Origin of the sequence: Escherichia sp. KTE96, assembly GCF_000408525.1 — a bacterium.
Taxonomy (GTDB): Bacteria; Pseudomonadota; Gammaproteobacteria; order Enterobacterales; family Enterobacteriaceae; genus Escherichia; species Escherichia marmotae.
Map to the genome: position 1 here is coordinate 1,530,812 of NZ_KE137149.1, position 16,612 is coordinate 1,547,423.

Consider the following 16,612-nt stretch of genomic DNA (forward strand, 5'->3'; position numbering starts at 1 on the left):
AAGGATTTGACGGGCATTACTGCAAAGGACGCGCAAATGTTATCTGTAGTTAAACCTCTTCAGGAATTTGGTAAGCTCGATAAATGTTTGTCCAGATACGGCACGCGCTTCGAGTTTAATAATGAAAAACAAGTTATATTTTCAAGTGATGTTAATAGCGAAGATACATTCGTTATTTTAGAAGGTGTTATCTCTCTGCGTAGAGAAGAAAACGTACTTATCGGTATTACCCAGGCTCCTTATATTATGGGTCTGGCTGATGGATTAATGAAAAACGATATACCATACAAATTAATATCAGAAGGAAACTGTATGGGATATCATCTGCCTGCCAAACAAACCATTACTCTTATTGAACAACATCAACTCTGGCGTGACGCTTTCTATTGGTTAGCCTGGCAAAATCGAATTCTGGAATTACGTGACGTTCAGCTCATTGGTCACAATTCCTATGAACAAATCCGCGCTACTTTATTATCAATGATTGACTGGAATGACGAATTGCGTTCACGTATTGGTGTTATGAATTATATCCATCAACGTACACGCATATCACGTTCTGTCGTGGCAGAAGTTCTCGCGGCTTTACGCAAGGGTGGCTATATCGAAATGAATAAAGGCAAACTGGTTGCTATCAACCGTTTGCCTTCAGAGTATTAATCAGGACGCGGGGATGACCAATGGTTTATTCCCGCTAAGTTCGGTCACCAAATCATTGATGCCATCACTCATATTTTTAAAGCGTGTCAACGGCGAACGCGTGACGACCACAAAAGCACCAATATTTTTTTGCGGGATCATCGCCATATAGGTAATGAATCCGCCACCGCCGCCTGTTTTCTGAATAATTCCCGGACGCCCATCTTTCGGTGCCATATATACCCAGCCTAAACCGAGCGCATCTGCTTTACCGGGTACATCCATGCCGATCACTTTCGTAAACTGCGCGCGTTGATAAATCAGCGTCTGCATACGATCCGCCTGGTTGCTGCGCTGATAAAAATCAGACGACAAATACTGCTGCATCCAGCGCATCATATCGCCAGGCGTGGAATAAACACCGCCGCTGCCTATTGCCGCCAGGGTATTATTACAAGGACTGGCCCCGCGCTCGGCAACCATTAAACGACGGCACTGGTCCGGTGATGGTGTGTATGTGGTGTCTTTCATCCCCAGCGGACGGGTAATCTGCTCTTCAAACAACTGCGTATATGGTTTGCCGGAAGCATTCGCCAGCGCATCTGCCAGTAAGTCGAATGCGAGGTTGGAATATGCAGCCTGACTACCCGGTGCGGCTTTTAGTTTGGCGGTGGAAAGGTATTTCCAACGTTGCTCGCGAGTCGGCCAGACAAACACCGGACGATTTGCTGCGCCGCCGGGCTGTTCACGCGGCAGGGCGCTGGTATGGGTTGCCAGATTCACCAGCGTAATGGGCGTTCCATTGTAGGTCGGCACGCGTGCGCCTGGCGGCGCATATTTACTTAGCGGATCGTTTAATTTCACCGTCCCTTGATCGAGCAATTTCACCAGCATCTCACTGGTCATCAGCTTAGTGAGCGACGCAATTCGCACGACAGAATCTAATTGTGGGCGAACGTTATTACCGGGACGCGTTTCCCCATAACTGCGGAAGACGCGCTGATTACCATCGATAACAACCAGGGCCATCCCCGTGGCACCGCTGCCGTAAAAAATATGATCGGCATAGCGATCGACAATATCAGAGGCGAACTCCGGTTCGGTGATCGACTGCGCCGCATGGACGGAGGTCAATGACGCCGCACACAGCACGGCAGAAAAAAGCAGACTACGTTTCAACGGTGGTGTCCATAAATTAAATGAAGGTAACTAAGCGTATTTATACTACTCATAGATGGATTGCAAAGGGCGAATTAGTGCAATAATAGTGTTAAAAACGTAACGGCGCGTAAACACGTTCTTTTTCCTGCTCACCAATGCCTGCATTTGTGATCCTGCGCGTGTTAATCCGCTAATGTAAACAATCCTTTGTTTGTGAAATCCGTCGAAACAATTCTTACGTTCAGGTTGACGAACTAAGTAGCTTGCCATTGGTCACAATGGGCGGTTTCATTTGGCTTGCTCTTTGGAGTGGTCATGCGGTTTATGCACAGCAGTTGTTAAAATGATAAGAAGTTAGCAGGAGAGCATATGTTTAAGTCTTTTTTCCCAAAGCCGGGTACGTTTTTCCTCTCGGCCTTTGTTTGGGCATTGATTGCCGTGATCTTCTGGCAAGCCGGTGGTGGTGATTGGGTGGCTCGTATCACCGGGGCTTCCGGGCAGATCCCGATTAGCGCCGCCCGTTTCTGGTCATTAGACTTCCTGGTTTTTTATGCTTACTACATTGTTTGTGTAGGACTCTTTGCGCTGTTCTGGTTTATATACAGCCCGCATCGTTGGCAATACTGGTCAATACTCGGTACTGCGCTGATTATCTTCGTTACCTGGTTTCTGGTGGAAGTTGGGGTTGCCGTCAACGCCTGGTATGCGCCGTTCTATGATCTGATCCAAACCGCGCTAAGTTCGCCGCATAAAGTGACCATTGAACAGTTTTATCGCGAAGTGGGCGTCTTTCTGGGGATTGCGCTGATTGCGGTAGTGATCAGTGTGTTGAACAATTTCTTTGTTAGCCACTATGTGTTCCGCTGGCGTACAGCGATGAACGAGTACTACATGGCAAACTGGCAACAACTCCGTCATATCGAAGGTGCCGCCCAGCGTGTGCAGGAAGACACTATGCGTTTTGCCTCTACGTTGGAAAATATGGGGGTAAGTTTTATCAACGCTATCATGACGTTGATCGCCTTCTTGCCGGTGTTGGTGACGCTCTCCGCGCATGTGCCGGAATTGCCGATTATTGGACATATTCCGTATGGCCTGGTGATTGCTGCCATCGTCTGGTCGCTGATGGGCACCGGGCTGCTGGCGGTGGTGGGGATCAAACTGCCGGGACTGGAATTTAAAAACCAGCGCGTAGAAGCGGCTTATCGTAAAGAGTTGGTTTATGGTGAAGACGATGCATCGCGCGCGACGCCACCAACGGTACGCGAGCTGTTCAGCGCCGTGCGGAAGAACTATTTTCGTCTCTATTTTCACTATATGTATTTCAATATTGCCCGCATTCTCTATTTGCAGGTTGATAACGTTTTCGGTTTGTTCTTGCTGTTTCCGTCGATTGTTGCCGGTACGATTACGCTCGGCCTGATGACGCAAATTACCAACGTTTTCGGCCAGGTGCGCGGGGCTTTCCAGTATCTGATTAACTCATGGACTACGTTGGTAGAGTTAATGTCTATCTACAAACGTCTGCGCAGCTTTGAACATGAGCTGGATGGTGACAAAATTCAGGAAGTAACCCATACGTTGAGTTAAAAAGGAGAGGTAATGTCGCAGTTCACTCGTCTTTCTTCGCTTTCATTGTTGGCGGTTCTGGTTTTAGCGGGGTGTAGTAGTCAGGCTCCGCAACCGTTGAAAAAGGGCGAAAAAGCGATAGATGTAGCGAGCGTCGTGCGGCAGAAGTTGCCCGCCAGCGTGAAAGACCGCGATGCCTGGGCGAAAGATATTGCCACCACTTTTGAAAGTCAGGGGCTGGCACCGACGCTGGAAAACGTCTGCTCGGTGCTGGCGGTGGCACAGCAGGAGTCTAATTATCAGGCGGATCCGGCCGTTCCGGGCTTAAGTAAAATTGCCTGGCAAGAGATTGACCGTCGCGCCGAACGGATGCATATCCCCGCTTTTTTGGTTCATACCGCGCTGAAAATTAAATCACCAAACGGCAAAAGTTACAGCGAACGGTTAGATTCCGTGCGTACAGAAAAGCAGTTAAGCGCGATTTTTGACGATCTGATCAGCATGGTGCCGATGGGCCAGACGCTGTTTGGTTCGCTTAACCCGGTGCGCACGGGTGGGCCGATGCAAGTCAGCATTGCTTTTGCCGAACAGCATACCAAAGGCTATCCGTGGAAAATGGACGGTACTGTCCGTCAGAAAGTCTTTAGTCGTCGCGGCGGATTATGGTTTGGTACTTACCATTTACTGAATTATCCCGCCAGTTACAGCGCGCCGATATATCGTTTTGCTGACTTTAATGCCGGCTGGTATGCCAGTCGGAACGCCGCGTTTCAGAACGCGGTCAGCAAAGCCAGCGGCGTGAAACTGGCGCTGGATGGGGATTTGATTCGCTATGACAGCAAAGAACCCGGTAAAACAGAACTGGCAACGCGCAAACTGGCAGGCAAACTGGGTATGAGTGACAGCGAAATTCGCCGTCAGTTAGAGAAAGGGGACCGCTTCTCTTTTGAAGAGACGGCGTTGTACCAGAAAGTTTATCAGCTTGCAGAAGCGAAAACGGGTAAATCGCTACCACGTGAAATGTTGCCCGGTATCCAACTGGAAAGCCCGAAAATCACTCGTAACCTTACAACAGCATGGTTTGCGAAGCGCGTTGATGAGCGACGGGCGCGTTGTATGAAACCGTGATCAATGGGGAATCGTAGGCCAGATAAGGCGTTTACGCCGCATCTGGCACAGCAAATCTTACTGGCGACGATGTCGCCAGTGCAGCCATAAAGCAACCACGGCAAAAATGAAGCAACCAACCAAAAATGGGATTAGCCCAAAAATGGTGCCGACACCTAAGCCGATTTCCACTCGTGGGCGGCCTGTATCCTGAACCTGCATTAAACGCTCATAGACGCCAGGCGCATGCACCAACAGATTCAGTAATTGCGCCCCAATCCAAAAGCAAAACAGTACAAACAGCGCATAGGCAATGTTGCCAGGCGTTGAAGAGGTGTTGCGATATTTTCCGTTAAACAGCGATTTTGATAGGGTGAAATCAGCCATAAAAACCTCCGGAAGTCATTTGCTTCTCTTCTGGTGTGATACCAGCGGCTATGGCAAGTCTGACAGGTCATTGAGATTGTCAATATCAGAATCATGGTAAATTGATGGTGGGAATATTCCCGAAGCGTGAATATTCGTCGTGAGTCACAAAATGGTAACTTTAAGCTAAATTTTTTAACGATACTGGAAATGCTGTCTACGCCACAGACGGATGTTACAGAATATGCGAGGATGCTGTTTTTCATTATCGGAGCTGCCATGAATCTGCCTGTAAAAATCCGCCGCGACTGGCACTACTATGCGTTCGCCATTGGTCTCATTTTCATTCTTAACGGTGTGGTGGGTTTGCTGGGATTTGAAGCAAAAGGTTGGCAGACATATGCAGTCGGTCTGGTGACGTGGGTAATTAGTTTCTGGCTGGCGGGGCTGATTATTCGTCGTCGCGATGACGAAACTGAAAACGCCCAATAACATATGATTGGGCGTTCAGGGGATGGCAAAGTGCTCGTTGTTCATGCCGGATGCGGCATTAACGCTTTAGCCTGTCTACAAAATCTTGCAAAATCAATATATTGAAATTGTCTGGTAGGCCTGATAAGCGTAGCGCATCAGGCAATCTTACGCTTGTCACCAGTCTTAAACGCCCAATAAAAATATTACCGGGCGATTGAAAATTACATTGTGGTTTTCAACGCGTTATCCGCAGCGTGACGTTCCAGTGCCAGTTCAATCAAACGCGTGATCAGGTCGGTGTAGCCCAGACCGCTGGCTTGCCACAACTTCGGATACATGCTGATATTAGTGAAGCCCGGCAGCGTGTTGATCTCGTTGATCACCACCTCGTTTTCCGGCGTTAAGAAGACGTCTACACGCGCCATGCCAGCACAGCCCAGCGCCTGATAAGCCTGAATGGCAATCGCCCGGATCTTATCGTTGATGTCTGGCGCAATGGCTGCCGGAACCACCACTTTCGCACCATCTTCGTCAATGTATTTGGTGTCGTAGGCGTAGAAATCGCTGGTCAGGACGATCTCGCCACAGGTGCTGGCTTGCGGATTGTCGTTGCCCAGAACCGCGCATTCGATCTCACGCCCTTTGATCCCTTGTTCAATGATCACTTTGTGATCGAACTCGAACGCCAGATCGACGGCAATCGCGTACTGTTCTTCGTTAGTCACTTTGCTGACGCCAACAGAAGAGCCCTGGTTAGCGGGTTTAACGAACAGCGGTAAACCCAGTTTAGACTCCACTTCGGCAAAACTGATTTTGTGACGATTGGCGCGTGTCAGGGTAATAAATGGCGCAATGTTCAACCCGGCATCACGCAGCAGACGTTTGGTGACGTCTTTATCCATACAGGCGGCAGAGGCCAGCACATCGGAACCGACAAACGGTAAATTAGCGACCCGCAGCATCCCCTGCAGGGAGCCATCTTCACCCAGCGTACCGTGGACAATCGGGAAAATGACATCTACCGTCGGCAATGGTTGGCCGTTCTGTGCATCAATAAGTTGATGCTCATGTCTACCCGGCACCTGCGCGAGGCTGGTAGCCGAAGGGCGCAACGCGATATGGGCAGGATCGTCTGCGTTTAGCAGATAATTACTGGCATCGCTGACGTGCCATTGCCCTTGTTTATCAATGCCCAGCAGCACAACGTCGAAACGACTTTTATCAATGGCATCGACAATGTTTTTTGCCGATTGCAGAGACACTTCATGTTCCGCTGATTTTCCACCAAAAACGATACCTACCCGCAGTTTTTCCATCTTAAAAACCTATCCCGTCGAACATAAAGAACATACATTACCACGACAAAACGGTTGATTCGCGGCCTTCTGACAGAATGTTGCAATCTTCTGGTCACAAAGCGCTCAGCGTACTGACTGTGAAATATCATCGATTAAATTATGTGCTACAGATCACAAAAATGATGAACGGGAAGCTAATTTGTTGCTGGCATTAACCATGACTCGGCTTGTGAATAACTTAATAATAAGTTAACGAACTAAATATATTTCATAACTTTTTATTATATTAATGATTTATAATTGAATAGCTGTTTTATTTGTAAGGTAATTATTTAAATAAGAGAAACGTTTCGCTGATAAATATGTGGAAATATTTGTGCAAAGTATTTCCTTCGTCATAAAAATACTACTTCCAGCCCCTATGCAGTTATGAAGCATAATGTTAACTTCTCCATACTTTGGATAAGGAAATACAGACATGAAAAATCTCATTGCTGAGTTGTTATTTAAGCTTGCCCAAAAAGAAGAAGAGTCGAAGGAACTGTGCGCGCAGGTTGAGGCACTGGAGATTATTGTCACCGCGATGCTTCGCAATATGGCGCAAAAAGACCAACAGCGGTTGATTGATCAGGTTGAGGGGGCGTTGTATGCGGTAAAGCCCGATGCCAGCATTCCTGATGACGACACGGAGCTGCTGCGCGATTACGTAAAGAAGTTATTGAGGCATCCTCGTCAGTAAAAAATTAAGCCTTTTCAACGATTGTCATAAAGCTGTCACGCCAGAGACTTATAGTCGCTTTGTTTTTATTTTTTACTGTATTTGTACATGGAGAAAATAAAGTGAAACAAAGCACTATTGCACTGGCTCTCTTACCGTTATTGTTTACCCCTGTAACAAACGCCCAGACGCCGCAGACACCCATTCTGGAAAACCGGGCTGCACAGGGAGATATTACTACGCCCGGCGGTGCCCGCCGTTTAACAGGCGATCAGACCGCCGCCTTGCGTGATTCACTTAGCGATAAGCCGGTAAAAAATATTATATTACTGATTGGCGATGGGATGGGGGATTCGGAAATTACTGCCGCACGAAATTATGCCGAAGGTGCGGGCGGTTTTTTTAAAGGAATCGATGCGTTACCGCTTACCGGGCAATACACTCACTATTCTCTGGATAAAAGAACCGGTAAACCGGACTACGTAACCGACTCCGCTGCGTCAGCAACCGCCTGGTCAACTGGCGTCAAAACCTATAACGGCGCGCTGGGCGTCGATATTCATGAAAAAGATCATCCAACGATACTGGAGATGGCAAAAGCCGCAGGCCTGGCCACTGGCAACGTTTCAACGGCTGAATTGCAGGATGCCACACCTGCCGCGCTGGTGGCGCATGTGACGTCGCGCAAATGCTACGGACCGAGCGTTACCAGTGAAAAATGCCCGAGTAATGCGCTGGAAAAAGGCGGTAAAGGCTCCATCACTGAACAACTGCTTAACGCTCGTGCCGATGTAACGCTTGGCGGCGGTGCAAAAACGTTTGCAGAAACAGCAACCGCCGGTGAATGGCAGGGAAAAACGCTGCGTGAACAAGCACAGGCGCGTGGTTATCAGTTAGTAACTGATACGGCCTCGTTAGAAGCGGTGACGGAGGCAAATCAGGATAAACCACTGCTCGGATTATTTTCCGATGGCAATATGCCGGTACGCTGGAAAGGTCCAAAGGCGTCTTATCACGGCAATATCGATAAGCCTGCGGTAACTTGTACTCCGAATCCGCAGCGTAATGACAGCATACCGACGTTAGCGCAGATGACCGACAAGGCCATTGAGTTATTAAGTAAAAATGAAAAAGGCTTCTTCCTGCAAGTCGAAGGTGCATCGATCGACAAACAGGATCACGCCGCGAATCCTTGTGGGCAAATTGGTGAGACGGTTGACCTTGATGAAGCTGTACAACGGGCGCTGGAATTTGCCAAAAAAGATGGTAACACCCTGGTAGTGGTAACGGCTGACCATGCTCACGCCAGCCAAATTGTCCCGCCGGATACCAAAGCACCGGGTCTGACTCAGGCGTTAAATACCAAAGATGGCGCAGTAATGGTGATGAGCTACGGTAACTCTGAAGAGGATTCGCAAGAGCATACTGGCAGCCAGTTGCGTATTGCTGCTTATGGCCCGCACGCTGCAAACGTCGTTGGCCTGACCGATCAGACCGATCTCTTCTACACCATGAAAGCCGCATTGGGCCTGTAATTAAACCGCACCCGACGATGAATTTGTGTCGTCGGGTGGTTTTTTTGCTGTTAGCAACCAGACTTAAAGGCAGATCACGGGCGCAAACGCTCCTGGTTAAAATGTTAAGAGGGATGGTGCTATGAAAATAACATTACTGGTTACCCTGCTATTCGGTTTAGTTTTTTTAACCACAGTCGGCGCTGCCGAGAGGACGTTAACCCCGCAACAACAGCGTATGACTTCCTGTAATCAACAGGCCACGGCGCAGGCGTTGAAAGGGGATGCCCGTAAGACGTACATGAGTGATTGCCTGAAGAACAGTAAGTCTGCGCCCGGCGAGAAGAGTTTGACGCCGCAACAGCAGAAGATGCGCGAATGCAATGGTCAGGCGACGCAGCAATCTCTGAAAGGTGATGATCGCAATAAGTTTATGAGCACCTGCCTCAAGAACGCCGCGTAATACCTGATAGTGCTAACGGGTGAGCTAAGAAAATGGCTCACCCGAAATTTCATACTCCCGCTCTTAATCCCGTCTCTATAATTTGGGCAAATTGTTTCTAAATGTTCCCAAAAATAATGAATGATGAAAACTTTTTCAAAAAAGCGGCGGCGCACGGGGAGGAACCACCATTAACTCCTCAAAACGAACATCAGCGTTCCGGGCTGCGCTTTGCCCGTCGCGTCAGGTTGCCCCGTATGGTTGGGCTGGCTGGGATGTTCTTACCGATTGCATCAACGCTGGTTTCGCACCCGCCGCCGGGGTGGTGGTGGCTGGTGTTGGTCGGCTGGGCTTTTGTCTGGCCGCATTTAGCCTGGCAGTTAGCGAGCAGGGCCATTGATCCACTTAGCCGGGAAATTTACAACTTAAAAACTGATGCAGTATTAGCGGGGATGTGGGTAGGCGTGATGGGCGTAAACGTGCTGCCTTCGATCGCGATGTTAATGATTATGTGTCTGAATTTGATGGGGGCTGGTGGCCCTCGTCTGTTTGTCGCTGGTCTGGTGTTAATGGTAGTTTCCTGCCTTGTCACGCTTGAACTAACGGGGATCACGGTGTCGCTAAATAGTGCACCGCTGGAGTGGTGGCTTTCCCTTCCCATTATCGTTATTTATCCTCTGCTGTTTGGCTGGGTCAGCTACCAGACGGCAACAAAACTTGCAGAACATAAACGCAGATTGCAGGTAATGAGCACTCGTGATGGCATGACGGGGGTTTATAACAGGCGTCACTGGGAAATTATGCTGCGTAATGAGTTTGATAATTGTCGGCGGCATAACCGCGATGCGACGTTATTAATCATCGATATCGACCATTTCAAAAGCATCAACGACACCTGGGGCCACGATGTGGGTGATGAAGCGATTGTGGCACTGACCCGACAGTTACAAATCACTCTGCGCGGCAGTGATGTGATTGGTCGTTTTGGGGGCGATGAATTTGCGGTGATTATGTCTGGTACGCCAGCAGAAAACGCCATTACCGCCATGTTACGCGTACATGATGGGCTAAATACATTACGCTTACCAAGTACGCCGCAGGTGATGTTGCGGATAAGTGTTGGTGTCGCGCCGCTGAGTCCGCAAATGAGTCACTATCGCGAGTGGCTGAAATCGGCCGATATGGCACTCTATAAAGCAAAGAAAGCCGGACGTAACCGCACCGAAGTGGCGGCCTGACGTCCGGAGTGGTTCATCAGGATTTGCTAAGTTTTTCTGATTTTTCCATACACTTCGTCATCGCTTCGATCACTGCGGCACGGAAACCTTTCTCTTCCAGCACGCGTACTGCTTCAATGGTGGTGCCTCCTGGTGAGCAGACCATATCTTTCAATACGCCCGGATGTTCTCCGGTTTCCAGCACCATTTTTGCAGATCCCATTACCGCCTGGGCGGCAAATTTATACGCCTGCGCGCGTGGCATCCCACCTAGTACGGCGGCGTCGGCCATCGCTTCGATAAACATAAAAACATAGGCAGGTGAAGAACCGCTCACGCCGACCACCGGGTGGATCATCGGCTCGGCAATCACCTCCGCCTCGCCAAAACAGCGGAAAATATTCAGCACATCGGCGGTATCCTCTGGCGTGACCAGTGAGTTTGGCGTCACGGAGGTCATCCCGGCATTGACCAGCGCGGGAGTGTTCGGCATGGCGCGGATAATTTTCCGGTCATGGCCCAGTGCCCGGGCAAGTTGGTCGAGTGTGACGCCCGCAGCAATAGAAACCACCAGCGAGTCTTTATTCAGGCTGGAAGTGATTTCACTAAGCACTTTGATCATAATGCCAGGTTTAACAGCGGCAAAAACGATGTCGGTGATTTGTGCCACTTCCTGCGCCGATTCTGCGGCGTTGATGCCAAACTGATCATGCAAAGCGGCGACTTTATCCGGGGAGGGGGTATAGACCCAGATTTGCCCTGGAAGAACCTGACCACTGGCAATCAGACCGCCGAGAATGGCTTTTCCCATATTGCCGCAGCCAATAAAACCGATTTTCTTTTCCATTGCCTCACTCCTGCCGTGAAATTCATTGTTTTGGAAAGCGCCTGGTCAGAAGCATAAACAGAACTATGCCGGAAGGCAAAAGCGCGACACAATAGAGGATGACCCAACAAAGGAGGGGCTTATGACGATATGGGTGGATGCCGATGCGTGTCCCAATGTAATTAAAGAGATTCTGTATCGTGCAGCAGAACGTATGCAGGTGCCGTTGGTGCTGGTGGCAAATCAGAGTTTACGCGTGCCGCCATCGCGGTTTATTCGCACGCTACGCGTCGCGGCAGGCTTCGATGTTGCCGATAATGAAATTGTACGTCAGTGTGAGCCGGGCGAACTGGTGATCACTGCTGATATTCCTTTGGCTTCTGAAGTCATCGAGAAGGGGGCTGCGGCACTTAATCCACGTGGCGAACGTTACACGACGGCGACCATTCGCGAACGCCTGACAATGCGCGATTTTATGGACACCTTACGCGCCAGTGGTATTCAAACCGGGGGGCCAGATAGCCTTTCACAACGTGACCGCCAGGCCTTTGCCGCTGAGCTGGAAAAGTGGTGGCTGGAAGTGCAACGTAGTCGCGCATAAATGTAATTTATTATTTACACTTCTTTCTCGCTAATTTCTTGGTATAGTAAGGTGTAGATTGAAATTTTTACCTTAAATGGAATTATTTCTTTACAATCGAAATTGTACTAGTTTAATGGTATGATCGCTATTCTCACGAAACCGGCTTTCGCCGCATTGCGGCCTTTTGGGGAAAACCCACGATGACACAACCTCTTTTTCTGATCGGGCCTCGGGGCTGTGGTAAAACAACGGTCGGAATGGCCCTTGCCGATTCGCTCAACTATCGGTTTGTCGATACCGATCAATGGCTGCAATCACAACTCAATATGACGGTCGCAGAGATCGTCGAAAGGGAAGAGTGGAGCGGATTTCGCGCCAGAGAAACCGCAGCACTGGAAGCGGTGACTGCGCCATCCACTGTTATTGCCACGGGTGGCGGCATTATTCTGACGGAATTTAATCGTCACTACATGCGCAATAACGGGATTGTGGTTTATTTGTGTGCGCCAGTAGCGGTACTGGTTAATCGCCTGCAAGCTGCACCCGAAGAGGATTTGCGACCAGCCTTAACCGGAAAACCGCTAAGTGAAGAAGTTCAGGAAGTGCTGGAAGAACGCGATGTGTTATATCGCGAAGTTGCGCATATTATCATTAACGCTAACAACGAACCCAGCCAGGTGATTTCTGAAATTCGTTGCGCCCTGGCACAGACGATCAATTGTTGATTCCCGAGTGCCTATACTTAACGTTCATCCTGTGAAATAAGGAAGAACGATGCCAACGAAACCACCTTATCCTCGTGAAGCATATGTTGTGACGATTGAAAAAGGAAAACCAGGGCAGACCGTAACCTGGTATCAGCTTAGAGCCGATCATCCCAAACCTGACTCTTTAATCAGCGAACATCCGACAGCTTTGGAAGCGATGGATGCGAAAAAACGCTATGAGGATCCTGACAAAGAGTGACCGTATCAGACTGCTCGGAAAGGACTCTGAGTGCCGCTACAACGGACTTGCGTCACATTTTTCGCAATCCATGTTTTCCTAATAATTAGAATATTAAACAATAACAATCCATTACTGGAATCATTTGGAATCTTTACATTATGCCGGATGCGTCTGCTGCTACGCTTTTTGTCATTTGTAGCACAGGTAAGTGTCAGCAGTGGTGCTTAGCATTTGCCCGGTAATTAACGACGAAATAAAAGTAAGGTGGAAAAACAATGAGTGCGTCGTTGGCGATCCTGACCATCGGCATTGTACCTATGCAGGAAGTTTTGCCGCTCCTGACTGAGTACATTGACGAAAATAACATTTCCCATCATAGCCTGCTGGGGAAGTTAAGCCGCGAAGAAGTGATGGCGGAGTATGCGCCAGAAGCAGGTGAAGAAACGATTCTCACTTTATTAAATGATAATCAACTGGCCCACATTTCGCGTCGTAAAGTGGAGCGAGATCTGCAAAGCGTGGTTGAAGTGCTTGATAATCAGGGGTACGACGTCATTTTGCTGATGAGTACGGCAAACATTAGCTGTATGACGGCGCGTAATACAATCTTTCTCGAACCGTTACGTATATTACCACCGCTGGTTTCCTCCATTGTCGAAGGTCATCAGGTCGGTGTTATTGTACCGGTAGAAGAACTGTTGCACGTTCAGGCGCAAAAATGGCAAATCCTGCAAAAACCCCCCTTGTTTTCTCTGGGCAATCCCATTCACGATTCTGAACAGAACATCATCGATGCCGGGAAAGAATTACTGGAAAACGGCGCAGATGTCATCATGCTGGATTGTTTGGGATTTAACCAACGTCATCGCGATTTACTGCAAAAACAGCTCGATGTTCCTGTTTTGCTCTCTAACGTATTGATTGCAAGGCTGGCGGCAGAATTACTGGTTTAATTTTGCGTGACAGTCAGCGCCTCTGACCCCTATAGTGAAGTGGATGTTTAACTACCAGACAGGGCCAGTTTATGCTTCAAAGTAACGAGTACTTTTCCGGCAAAGTGAAATCGATCGGCTTTTCCAGCAGCAGCACTGGTCGCGCCAGCGTTGGTGTCATGGTTGAAGGCGAATATACCTTCAGCACCGCTGAACCTGAAGAGATGACGGTAATCAGCGGGGCGCTGAATGTGTTGCTGCCTGATGCGACCGACTGGCAAGTGTATGAAGCCGGTTCCGTATTCAATGTTCCCGGCCACAGTGAATTTCATTTGCAAGTTGCTGAACCGACCTCTTATTTGTGCCGCTATCTGTAATATCTCGCCTTCCCGTTGATTGGGAGGGCATTTTTCTGAAAAGTAATTTGTTTTTATAATTAAAAATTTCAAAGGCTGCTGATTTTTATATTTTTGATATATTCAAATCAATTGGCTTTATTGAACATTAACATTTAAATCAAAGGGTTAGGTGCTTGTATTGCTGGCCATGACGTTCAATCTCTAATTCATTGCTACCGCTACCTGATGCGCAATTAAAATAGTGGAAGCTCCGGTTTGCCATGTTATAAAAATCATTGCGCGATGTAGCGAATGATTATATTAATGCCTGGTATGGCGTCACATGCCAGATAAGACGCGCAGGCGTCTTATCTGGCGTTGAAGAAAAATCAGCAATTAACGTTGTGCTTCGCCACCTAATCCTTCGATCAGGTTTTGAATTAATGCTGCCAGTTCGCCGGTCATCAGGATGAAATCGGCATCAAAACGCTGGGCGTAATCTTCACGGTCGATGTCTTCGTTTTGATCTCGCAGTTCGTCGCAGAACTTCAGGCGCTTAAGCGAACCATCGTCACACATCACAAACTGAACGCGCTGCTGCCAGTCGAGCGCCAGTTTAGTCACCACTTTTCCGGCTTCAATATGATTGGTGATCTCTTCGCAGGTCAGATCCTGTTTTTTCGCACGGATCACGCCGCCATCTTCCAGCAGCGATTTCAGCTCGGCTTCATCAAGCAACTGGAATCCCTGTGCCGCGCTACCGGAGCGTACCCATTCGGTCAACGTCAGTTCAATCGGGTTTTCCATGCTCAACGGCACAACCGGTAACGACCCCAGACTTTTACGCAGCAGCGCCAGCGTATCTTCCGCTTTTTTGGCGCTGGCGCAGTCCACCATGATCAAACCATTAACCGTGTCGATCCACATCATAGTTTGGCTAAAGCGGCTGAATGCGCGCGGCAGCAGAGAGTGCAGCACCTCATCTTTCAGGGAATCTTTTTCGGTCTTCTTCAGCTTACGCGCCTGTTCCGCTTCCAGTTTGGCGATTTTCGCTTCCAGCGCCTGTTTAATGACCGGAGACGGGAGAATTTTTTCTTCTTTACGCGCACAGATAACAATTTGACCATTGGCAACGTGCGTTAATGCATCGCTGTGCGATCCCATCGGAGGAACCCAGCCCATCTTCGCCATGTCCTGGCTGCCGCATGGGGTAAATGCCATCGAGGCTAGCTGTTTTTCCATCTCTTCCGCACGCAGCGAAATTTCGCGGCTAAGACGGTAAACCATTAAATTTTTGAACCACAGCATGATAATTTCCACGGCCTTGTCGTTAAATTTAGCGGGCATAATAACGAATTGTCGGCGGCCTTGCATTGTCAATCCGGGTGTCCGTCTCTACGCTATTGATATTGAAAAAAATAAGGAGAGTTCTGTGCGTATAGGTATCGATTTAGGCGGCACTAAAACTGAAGTGATTGCACTGGGCGAGGCCGGGGAGCAGTTGTACCGTCATCGTCTGCCCACGCCGCGCGATGATTACCAGCAGACCATTGAAACGATCGCCACGTTGGTAGAGATGGCGGAGCAGGCGACAGGGCAGCGCGGAACGGTAGGCATGGGCATTCCAGGCTCGATTTCGCCCTACACCGGCGTGGTGAAAAATGCCAATTCAACCTGGCTTAACGGTCAGCCATTCGATAAAGACTTAAGTGCGCGACTGCAGCGGGAAGTCCGTCTGGCCAATGACGCCAACTGCCTGGCGGTTTCAGAAGCGGTAGATGGTGCGGCAGCAGGAGCGCAAACGGTCTTTGCCGTGATTATCGGCACGGGGTGCGGCGCGGGGGTAGCCTTCAATGGTCGGGCGCATATCGGCGGCAATGGCACGGCAGGCGAGTGGGGACATAATCCGCTACCGTGGATGGACGAAGATGAACTGCGTTATCGCGAGGAAGTCCCTTGTTATTGCGGTAAACAAGGTTGTATTGAAACCTTTATTTCTGGTACTGGATTTGCCACGGATTATCATCGTTTAAGTGGAAATGCGCTGAAAGGCCGCGAAATTGTTCGTCTTGTTGAAGAGAAAGATCCCGTTGCAGAGCTGGCATTGCGTCGTTACGAGCTACGACTGGCAAAATCGCTGGCACATGTGGTGAATATTCTCGATCCGGATGTGATTGTGCTGGGCGGTGGAATGAGCAATGTTGACCGTTTATATCAAACGGTTCCGCCGTTGATTAAACAATTTGTCTTCGGTGGAGAATGTGAAACGCCGGTACGTAAGGCGAAGCATGGTGATTCGAGCGGCGTACGCGGTGCCGCGTGGTTATGGCCGCAAGAGTAAAAACAGTTAGGCCATTGGTGCATCATGCCTGATGCTCAGGTCGGATAAGGCGCTCGCGCCGCATCCGACATCGTACTCCGATGCCTGATGTGACGCTTGCCGCGTCTTATCAGGCCTACAAAATGAGCATATCTGTACG

The 16,612-nt window shown here is 49.1% G+C and carries 19 protein-coding genes; 14 read left to right on the forward strand and 5 right to left on the reverse strand.

Annotated elements, in window-relative coordinates; translation table 11 throughout:
* The first annotated feature begins 36 nt into the window (after window positions 1-36).
* A complete protein-coding gene (gene iprA, locus A1WG_RS07275; protein ID WP_001515860.1) occupies window positions 37-660 on the forward strand; it encodes a hydrogen peroxide resistance inhibitor IprA in 624 nt (207 codons plus the stop codon).
* Here the strand turns inward: iprA and ampH are convergent, their stop codons facing one another.
* On the reverse strand, window positions 661-1,818 hold the full coding sequence (ampH, locus tag A1WG_RS07270; RefSeq protein WP_000830760.1) for a D-alanyl-D-alanine-carboxypeptidase/endopeptidase AmpH: 1,158 nt from the start codon (window positions 1,816-1,818) through the stop codon (window positions 661-663).
* 351 nt (window positions 1,819-2,169) lie between these two features.
* Here ampH and sbmA point away from each other — a divergent pair, with 351 nt between their 5' ends.
* The gene (gene sbmA / locus A1WG_RS07265) at window positions 2,170-3,390 is read left to right on the forward strand and encodes a peptide antibiotic transporter SbmA (protein ID WP_001515862.1); all 1,221 of its coding nucleotides are present in this window, start codon (window positions 2,170-2,172) and stop codon (window positions 3,388-3,390) included.
* Between the two features lie 12 nt (window positions 3,391-3,402).
* A complete protein-coding gene (gene yaiW, locus A1WG_RS07260) occupies window positions 3,403-4,497 on the forward strand; it encodes a surface-exposed outer membrane lipoprotein YaiW (RefSeq protein WP_001515863.1) in 1,095 nt (364 codons plus the stop codon).
* Between the two features lie 57 nt (window positions 4,498-4,554).
* Here the strand turns inward: yaiW and A1WG_RS07255 are convergent, their stop codons facing one another.
* Window positions 4,555-4,863, reverse strand: coding sequence for a DUF2755 family protein (locus A1WG_RS07255; RefSeq protein ID WP_000763136.1), 309 nt, complete (start codon window positions 4,861-4,863; stop codon window positions 4,555-4,557).
* 258 nt (window positions 4,864-5,121) lie between these two features.
* Here A1WG_RS07255 and A1WG_RS24625 point away from each other — a divergent pair, with 258 nt between their 5' ends.
* Window positions 5,122-5,334: a DUF2754 domain-containing protein gene (locus tag A1WG_RS24625; RefSeq protein WP_001515864.1), complete on the forward strand. Its 213-nt coding sequence runs from the start codon at window positions 5,122-5,124 to the stop codon at window positions 5,332-5,334.
* A 203-nt stretch (window positions 5,335-5,537) separates the two neighbouring features.
* Here A1WG_RS24625 and ddlA read toward each other — a convergent pair whose 3' ends face one another.
* Window positions 5,538-6,632: a D-alanine--D-alanine ligase gene (gene ddlA / locus A1WG_RS07245; protein WP_001515865.1), complete on the reverse strand. Its 1,095-nt coding sequence runs from the start codon at window positions 6,630-6,632 to the stop codon at window positions 5,538-5,540.
* 460 nt (window positions 6,633-7,092) lie between these two features.
* Here ddlA and iraP point away from each other — a divergent pair, with 460 nt between their 5' ends.
* The 4 genes from iraP (at window position 7,093) to adrA (ending at window position 10,526) form a co-directional block, all read left to right on the forward strand.
* A complete protein-coding gene (iraP, locus tag A1WG_RS07240) occupies window positions 7,093-7,353 on the forward strand; it encodes an anti-adapter protein IraP (RefSeq protein ID WP_001515866.1) in 261 nt (86 codons plus the stop codon).
* A gap of 101 nt (window positions 7,354-7,454) precedes the next feature.
* Window positions 7,455-8,867, forward strand: coding sequence for an alkaline phosphatase (gene phoA, locus A1WG_RS07235; protein WP_000814409.1), 1,413 nt, complete (start codon window positions 7,455-7,457; stop codon window positions 8,865-8,867).
* 121 nt (window positions 8,868-8,988) lie between these two features.
* Window positions 8,989-9,309: a phosphate starvation-inducible protein PsiF gene (psiF, locus tag A1WG_RS07230; protein WP_000705171.1), complete on the forward strand. Its 321-nt coding sequence runs from the start codon at window positions 8,989-8,991 to the stop codon at window positions 9,307-9,309.
* A gap of 101 nt (window positions 9,310-9,410) precedes the next feature.
* Window positions 9,411-10,526, forward strand: a complete 1,116-nt coding sequence (gene adrA, locus A1WG_RS07225) for a diguanylate cyclase AdrA (RefSeq protein ID WP_000484071.1) — start codon at window positions 9,411-9,413, stop codon at window positions 10,524-10,526.
* A gap of 16 nt (window positions 10,527-10,542) precedes the next feature.
* On the opposite strand, the gene proC is transcribed toward adrA, so the two are convergent.
* Entirely contained in the window at window positions 10,543-11,352 is an 810-nt protein-coding gene (proC, locus tag A1WG_RS07220; protein WP_001515868.1) for a pyrroline-5-carboxylate reductase, read from the reverse strand.
* Window positions 11,353-11,473: 121 nt separating this feature from the next.
* Between proC and A1WG_RS07215 the strand changes: the two genes are divergently transcribed.
* The 5 genes from A1WG_RS07215 to ppnP all read left to right on the forward strand — a co-directional run bounded on the left by A1WG_RS07215 (window position 11,474) and on the right by ppnP (window position 14,171).
* Window positions 11,474-11,932: a YaiI/YqxD family protein gene (locus A1WG_RS07215; RefSeq protein ID WP_001515869.1), complete on the forward strand. Its 459-nt coding sequence runs from the start codon at window positions 11,474-11,476 to the stop codon at window positions 11,930-11,932.
* Window positions 11,933-12,114: 182 nt separating this feature from the next.
* Window positions 12,115-12,639 carry a shikimate kinase AroL gene (gene aroL / locus A1WG_RS07210; RefSeq protein WP_001515870.1) on the forward strand — a complete coding sequence of 175 codons (525 nt, stop codon included), beginning with the start codon at window positions 12,115-12,117 and terminating at the stop codon, window positions 12,637-12,639.
* Between the two features lie 49 nt (window positions 12,640-12,688).
* Complete coding sequence (gene yaiA, locus A1WG_RS07205; RefSeq protein WP_001142443.1) at window positions 12,689-12,880, forward strand: protein YaiA; 192 nt, start codon at window positions 12,689-12,691, stop codon at window positions 12,878-12,880.
* A gap of 257 nt (window positions 12,881-13,137) precedes the next feature.
* A complete protein-coding gene (locus A1WG_RS07200; RefSeq protein ID WP_001515871.1) occupies window positions 13,138-13,815 on the forward strand; it encodes an AroM family protein in 678 nt (225 codons plus the stop codon).
* Between the two features lie 71 nt (window positions 13,816-13,886).
* Window positions 13,887-14,171: a pyrimidine/purine nucleoside phosphorylase gene (ppnP, locus tag A1WG_RS07195; RefSeq protein WP_000941942.1), complete on the forward strand. Its 285-nt coding sequence runs from the start codon at window positions 13,887-13,889 to the stop codon at window positions 14,169-14,171.
* 357 nt (window positions 14,172-14,528) lie between these two features.
* Here ppnP and rdgC read toward each other — a convergent pair whose 3' ends face one another.
* Complete coding sequence (gene rdgC / locus A1WG_RS07190) at window positions 14,529-15,440, reverse strand: recombination-associated protein RdgC (RefSeq protein ID WP_010379449.1); 912 nt, start codon at window positions 15,438-15,440, stop codon at window positions 14,529-14,531.
* 124 nt (window positions 15,441-15,564) lie between these two features.
* Between rdgC and mak the strand changes: the two genes are divergently transcribed.
* On the forward strand, window positions 15,565-16,473 hold the full coding sequence (gene mak, locus A1WG_RS07185) for a fructokinase (protein ID WP_001515873.1): 909 nt from the start codon (window positions 15,565-15,567) through the stop codon (window positions 16,471-16,473).
* Window positions 16,474-16,612: the final 139 nt, after the last annotated feature.

Excerpts from the sequence above, each read along its gene's own strand:
- adrA (WP_000484071.1), top strand. The coding sequence starts at position 9,411 with ATGTTCCCAAAAATAATGAATGATGAAAACTTTTTCAAAAAAGCGGCG.
- iraP (WP_001515866.1), top strand. The coding sequence starts at position 7,093 with ATGAAAAATCTCATTGCTGAGTTGTTATTTAAGCTTGCCCAAAAAGAA.
- A1WG_RS07200 (WP_001515871.1), top strand. The coding sequence starts at position 13,138 with ATGAGTGCGTCGTTGGCGATCCTGACCATCGGCATTGTACCTATGCAG.
- A1WG_RS07215 (WP_001515869.1), top strand. The coding sequence starts at position 11,474 with ATGACGATATGGGTGGATGCCGATGCGTGTCCCAATGTAATTAAAGAG.
- rdgC (WP_010379449.1), bottom strand. The coding sequence starts at position 15,440 with ATGCTGTGGTTCAAAAATTTAATGGTTTACCGTCTTAGCCGCGAAATT.
- A1WG_RS24625 (WP_001515864.1), top strand. The coding sequence starts at position 5,122 with ATGAATCTGCCTGTAAAAATCCGCCGCGACTGGCACTACTATGCGTTC.
- A1WG_RS07255 (WP_000763136.1), bottom strand. The coding sequence starts at position 4,863 with ATGGCTGATTTCACCCTATCAAAATCGCTGTTTAACGGAAAATATCGC.
- sbmA (WP_001515862.1), top strand. The coding sequence starts at position 2,170 with ATGTTTAAGTCTTTTTTCCCAAAGCCGGGTACGTTTTTCCTCTCGGCC.
- ddlA (WP_001515865.1), bottom strand. The coding sequence starts at position 6,632 with ATGGAAAAACTGCGGGTAGGTATCGTTTTTGGTGGAAAATCAGCGGAA.
- yaiW (WP_001515863.1), top strand. The coding sequence starts at position 3,403 with ATGTCGCAGTTCACTCGTCTTTCTTCGCTTTCATTGTTGGCGGTTCTG.
- proC (WP_001515868.1), bottom strand. The coding sequence starts at position 11,352 with ATGGAAAAGAAAATCGGTTTTATTGGCTGCGGCAATATGGGAAAAGCC.
- iprA (WP_001515860.1), top strand. The coding sequence starts at position 37 with ATGTTATCTGTAGTTAAACCTCTTCAGGAATTTGGTAAGCTCGATAAA.
- aroL (WP_001515870.1), top strand. The coding sequence starts at position 12,115 with ATGACACAACCTCTTTTTCTGATCGGGCCTCGGGGCTGTGGTAAAACA.
- psiF (WP_000705171.1), top strand. The coding sequence starts at position 8,989 with ATGAAAATAACATTACTGGTTACCCTGCTATTCGGTTTAGTTTTTTTA.
- ppnP (WP_000941942.1), top strand. The coding sequence starts at position 13,887 with ATGCTTCAAAGTAACGAGTACTTTTCCGGCAAAGTGAAATCGATCGGC.
- yaiA (WP_001142443.1), top strand. The coding sequence starts at position 12,689 with ATGCCAACGAAACCACCTTATCCTCGTGAAGCATATGTTGTGACGATT.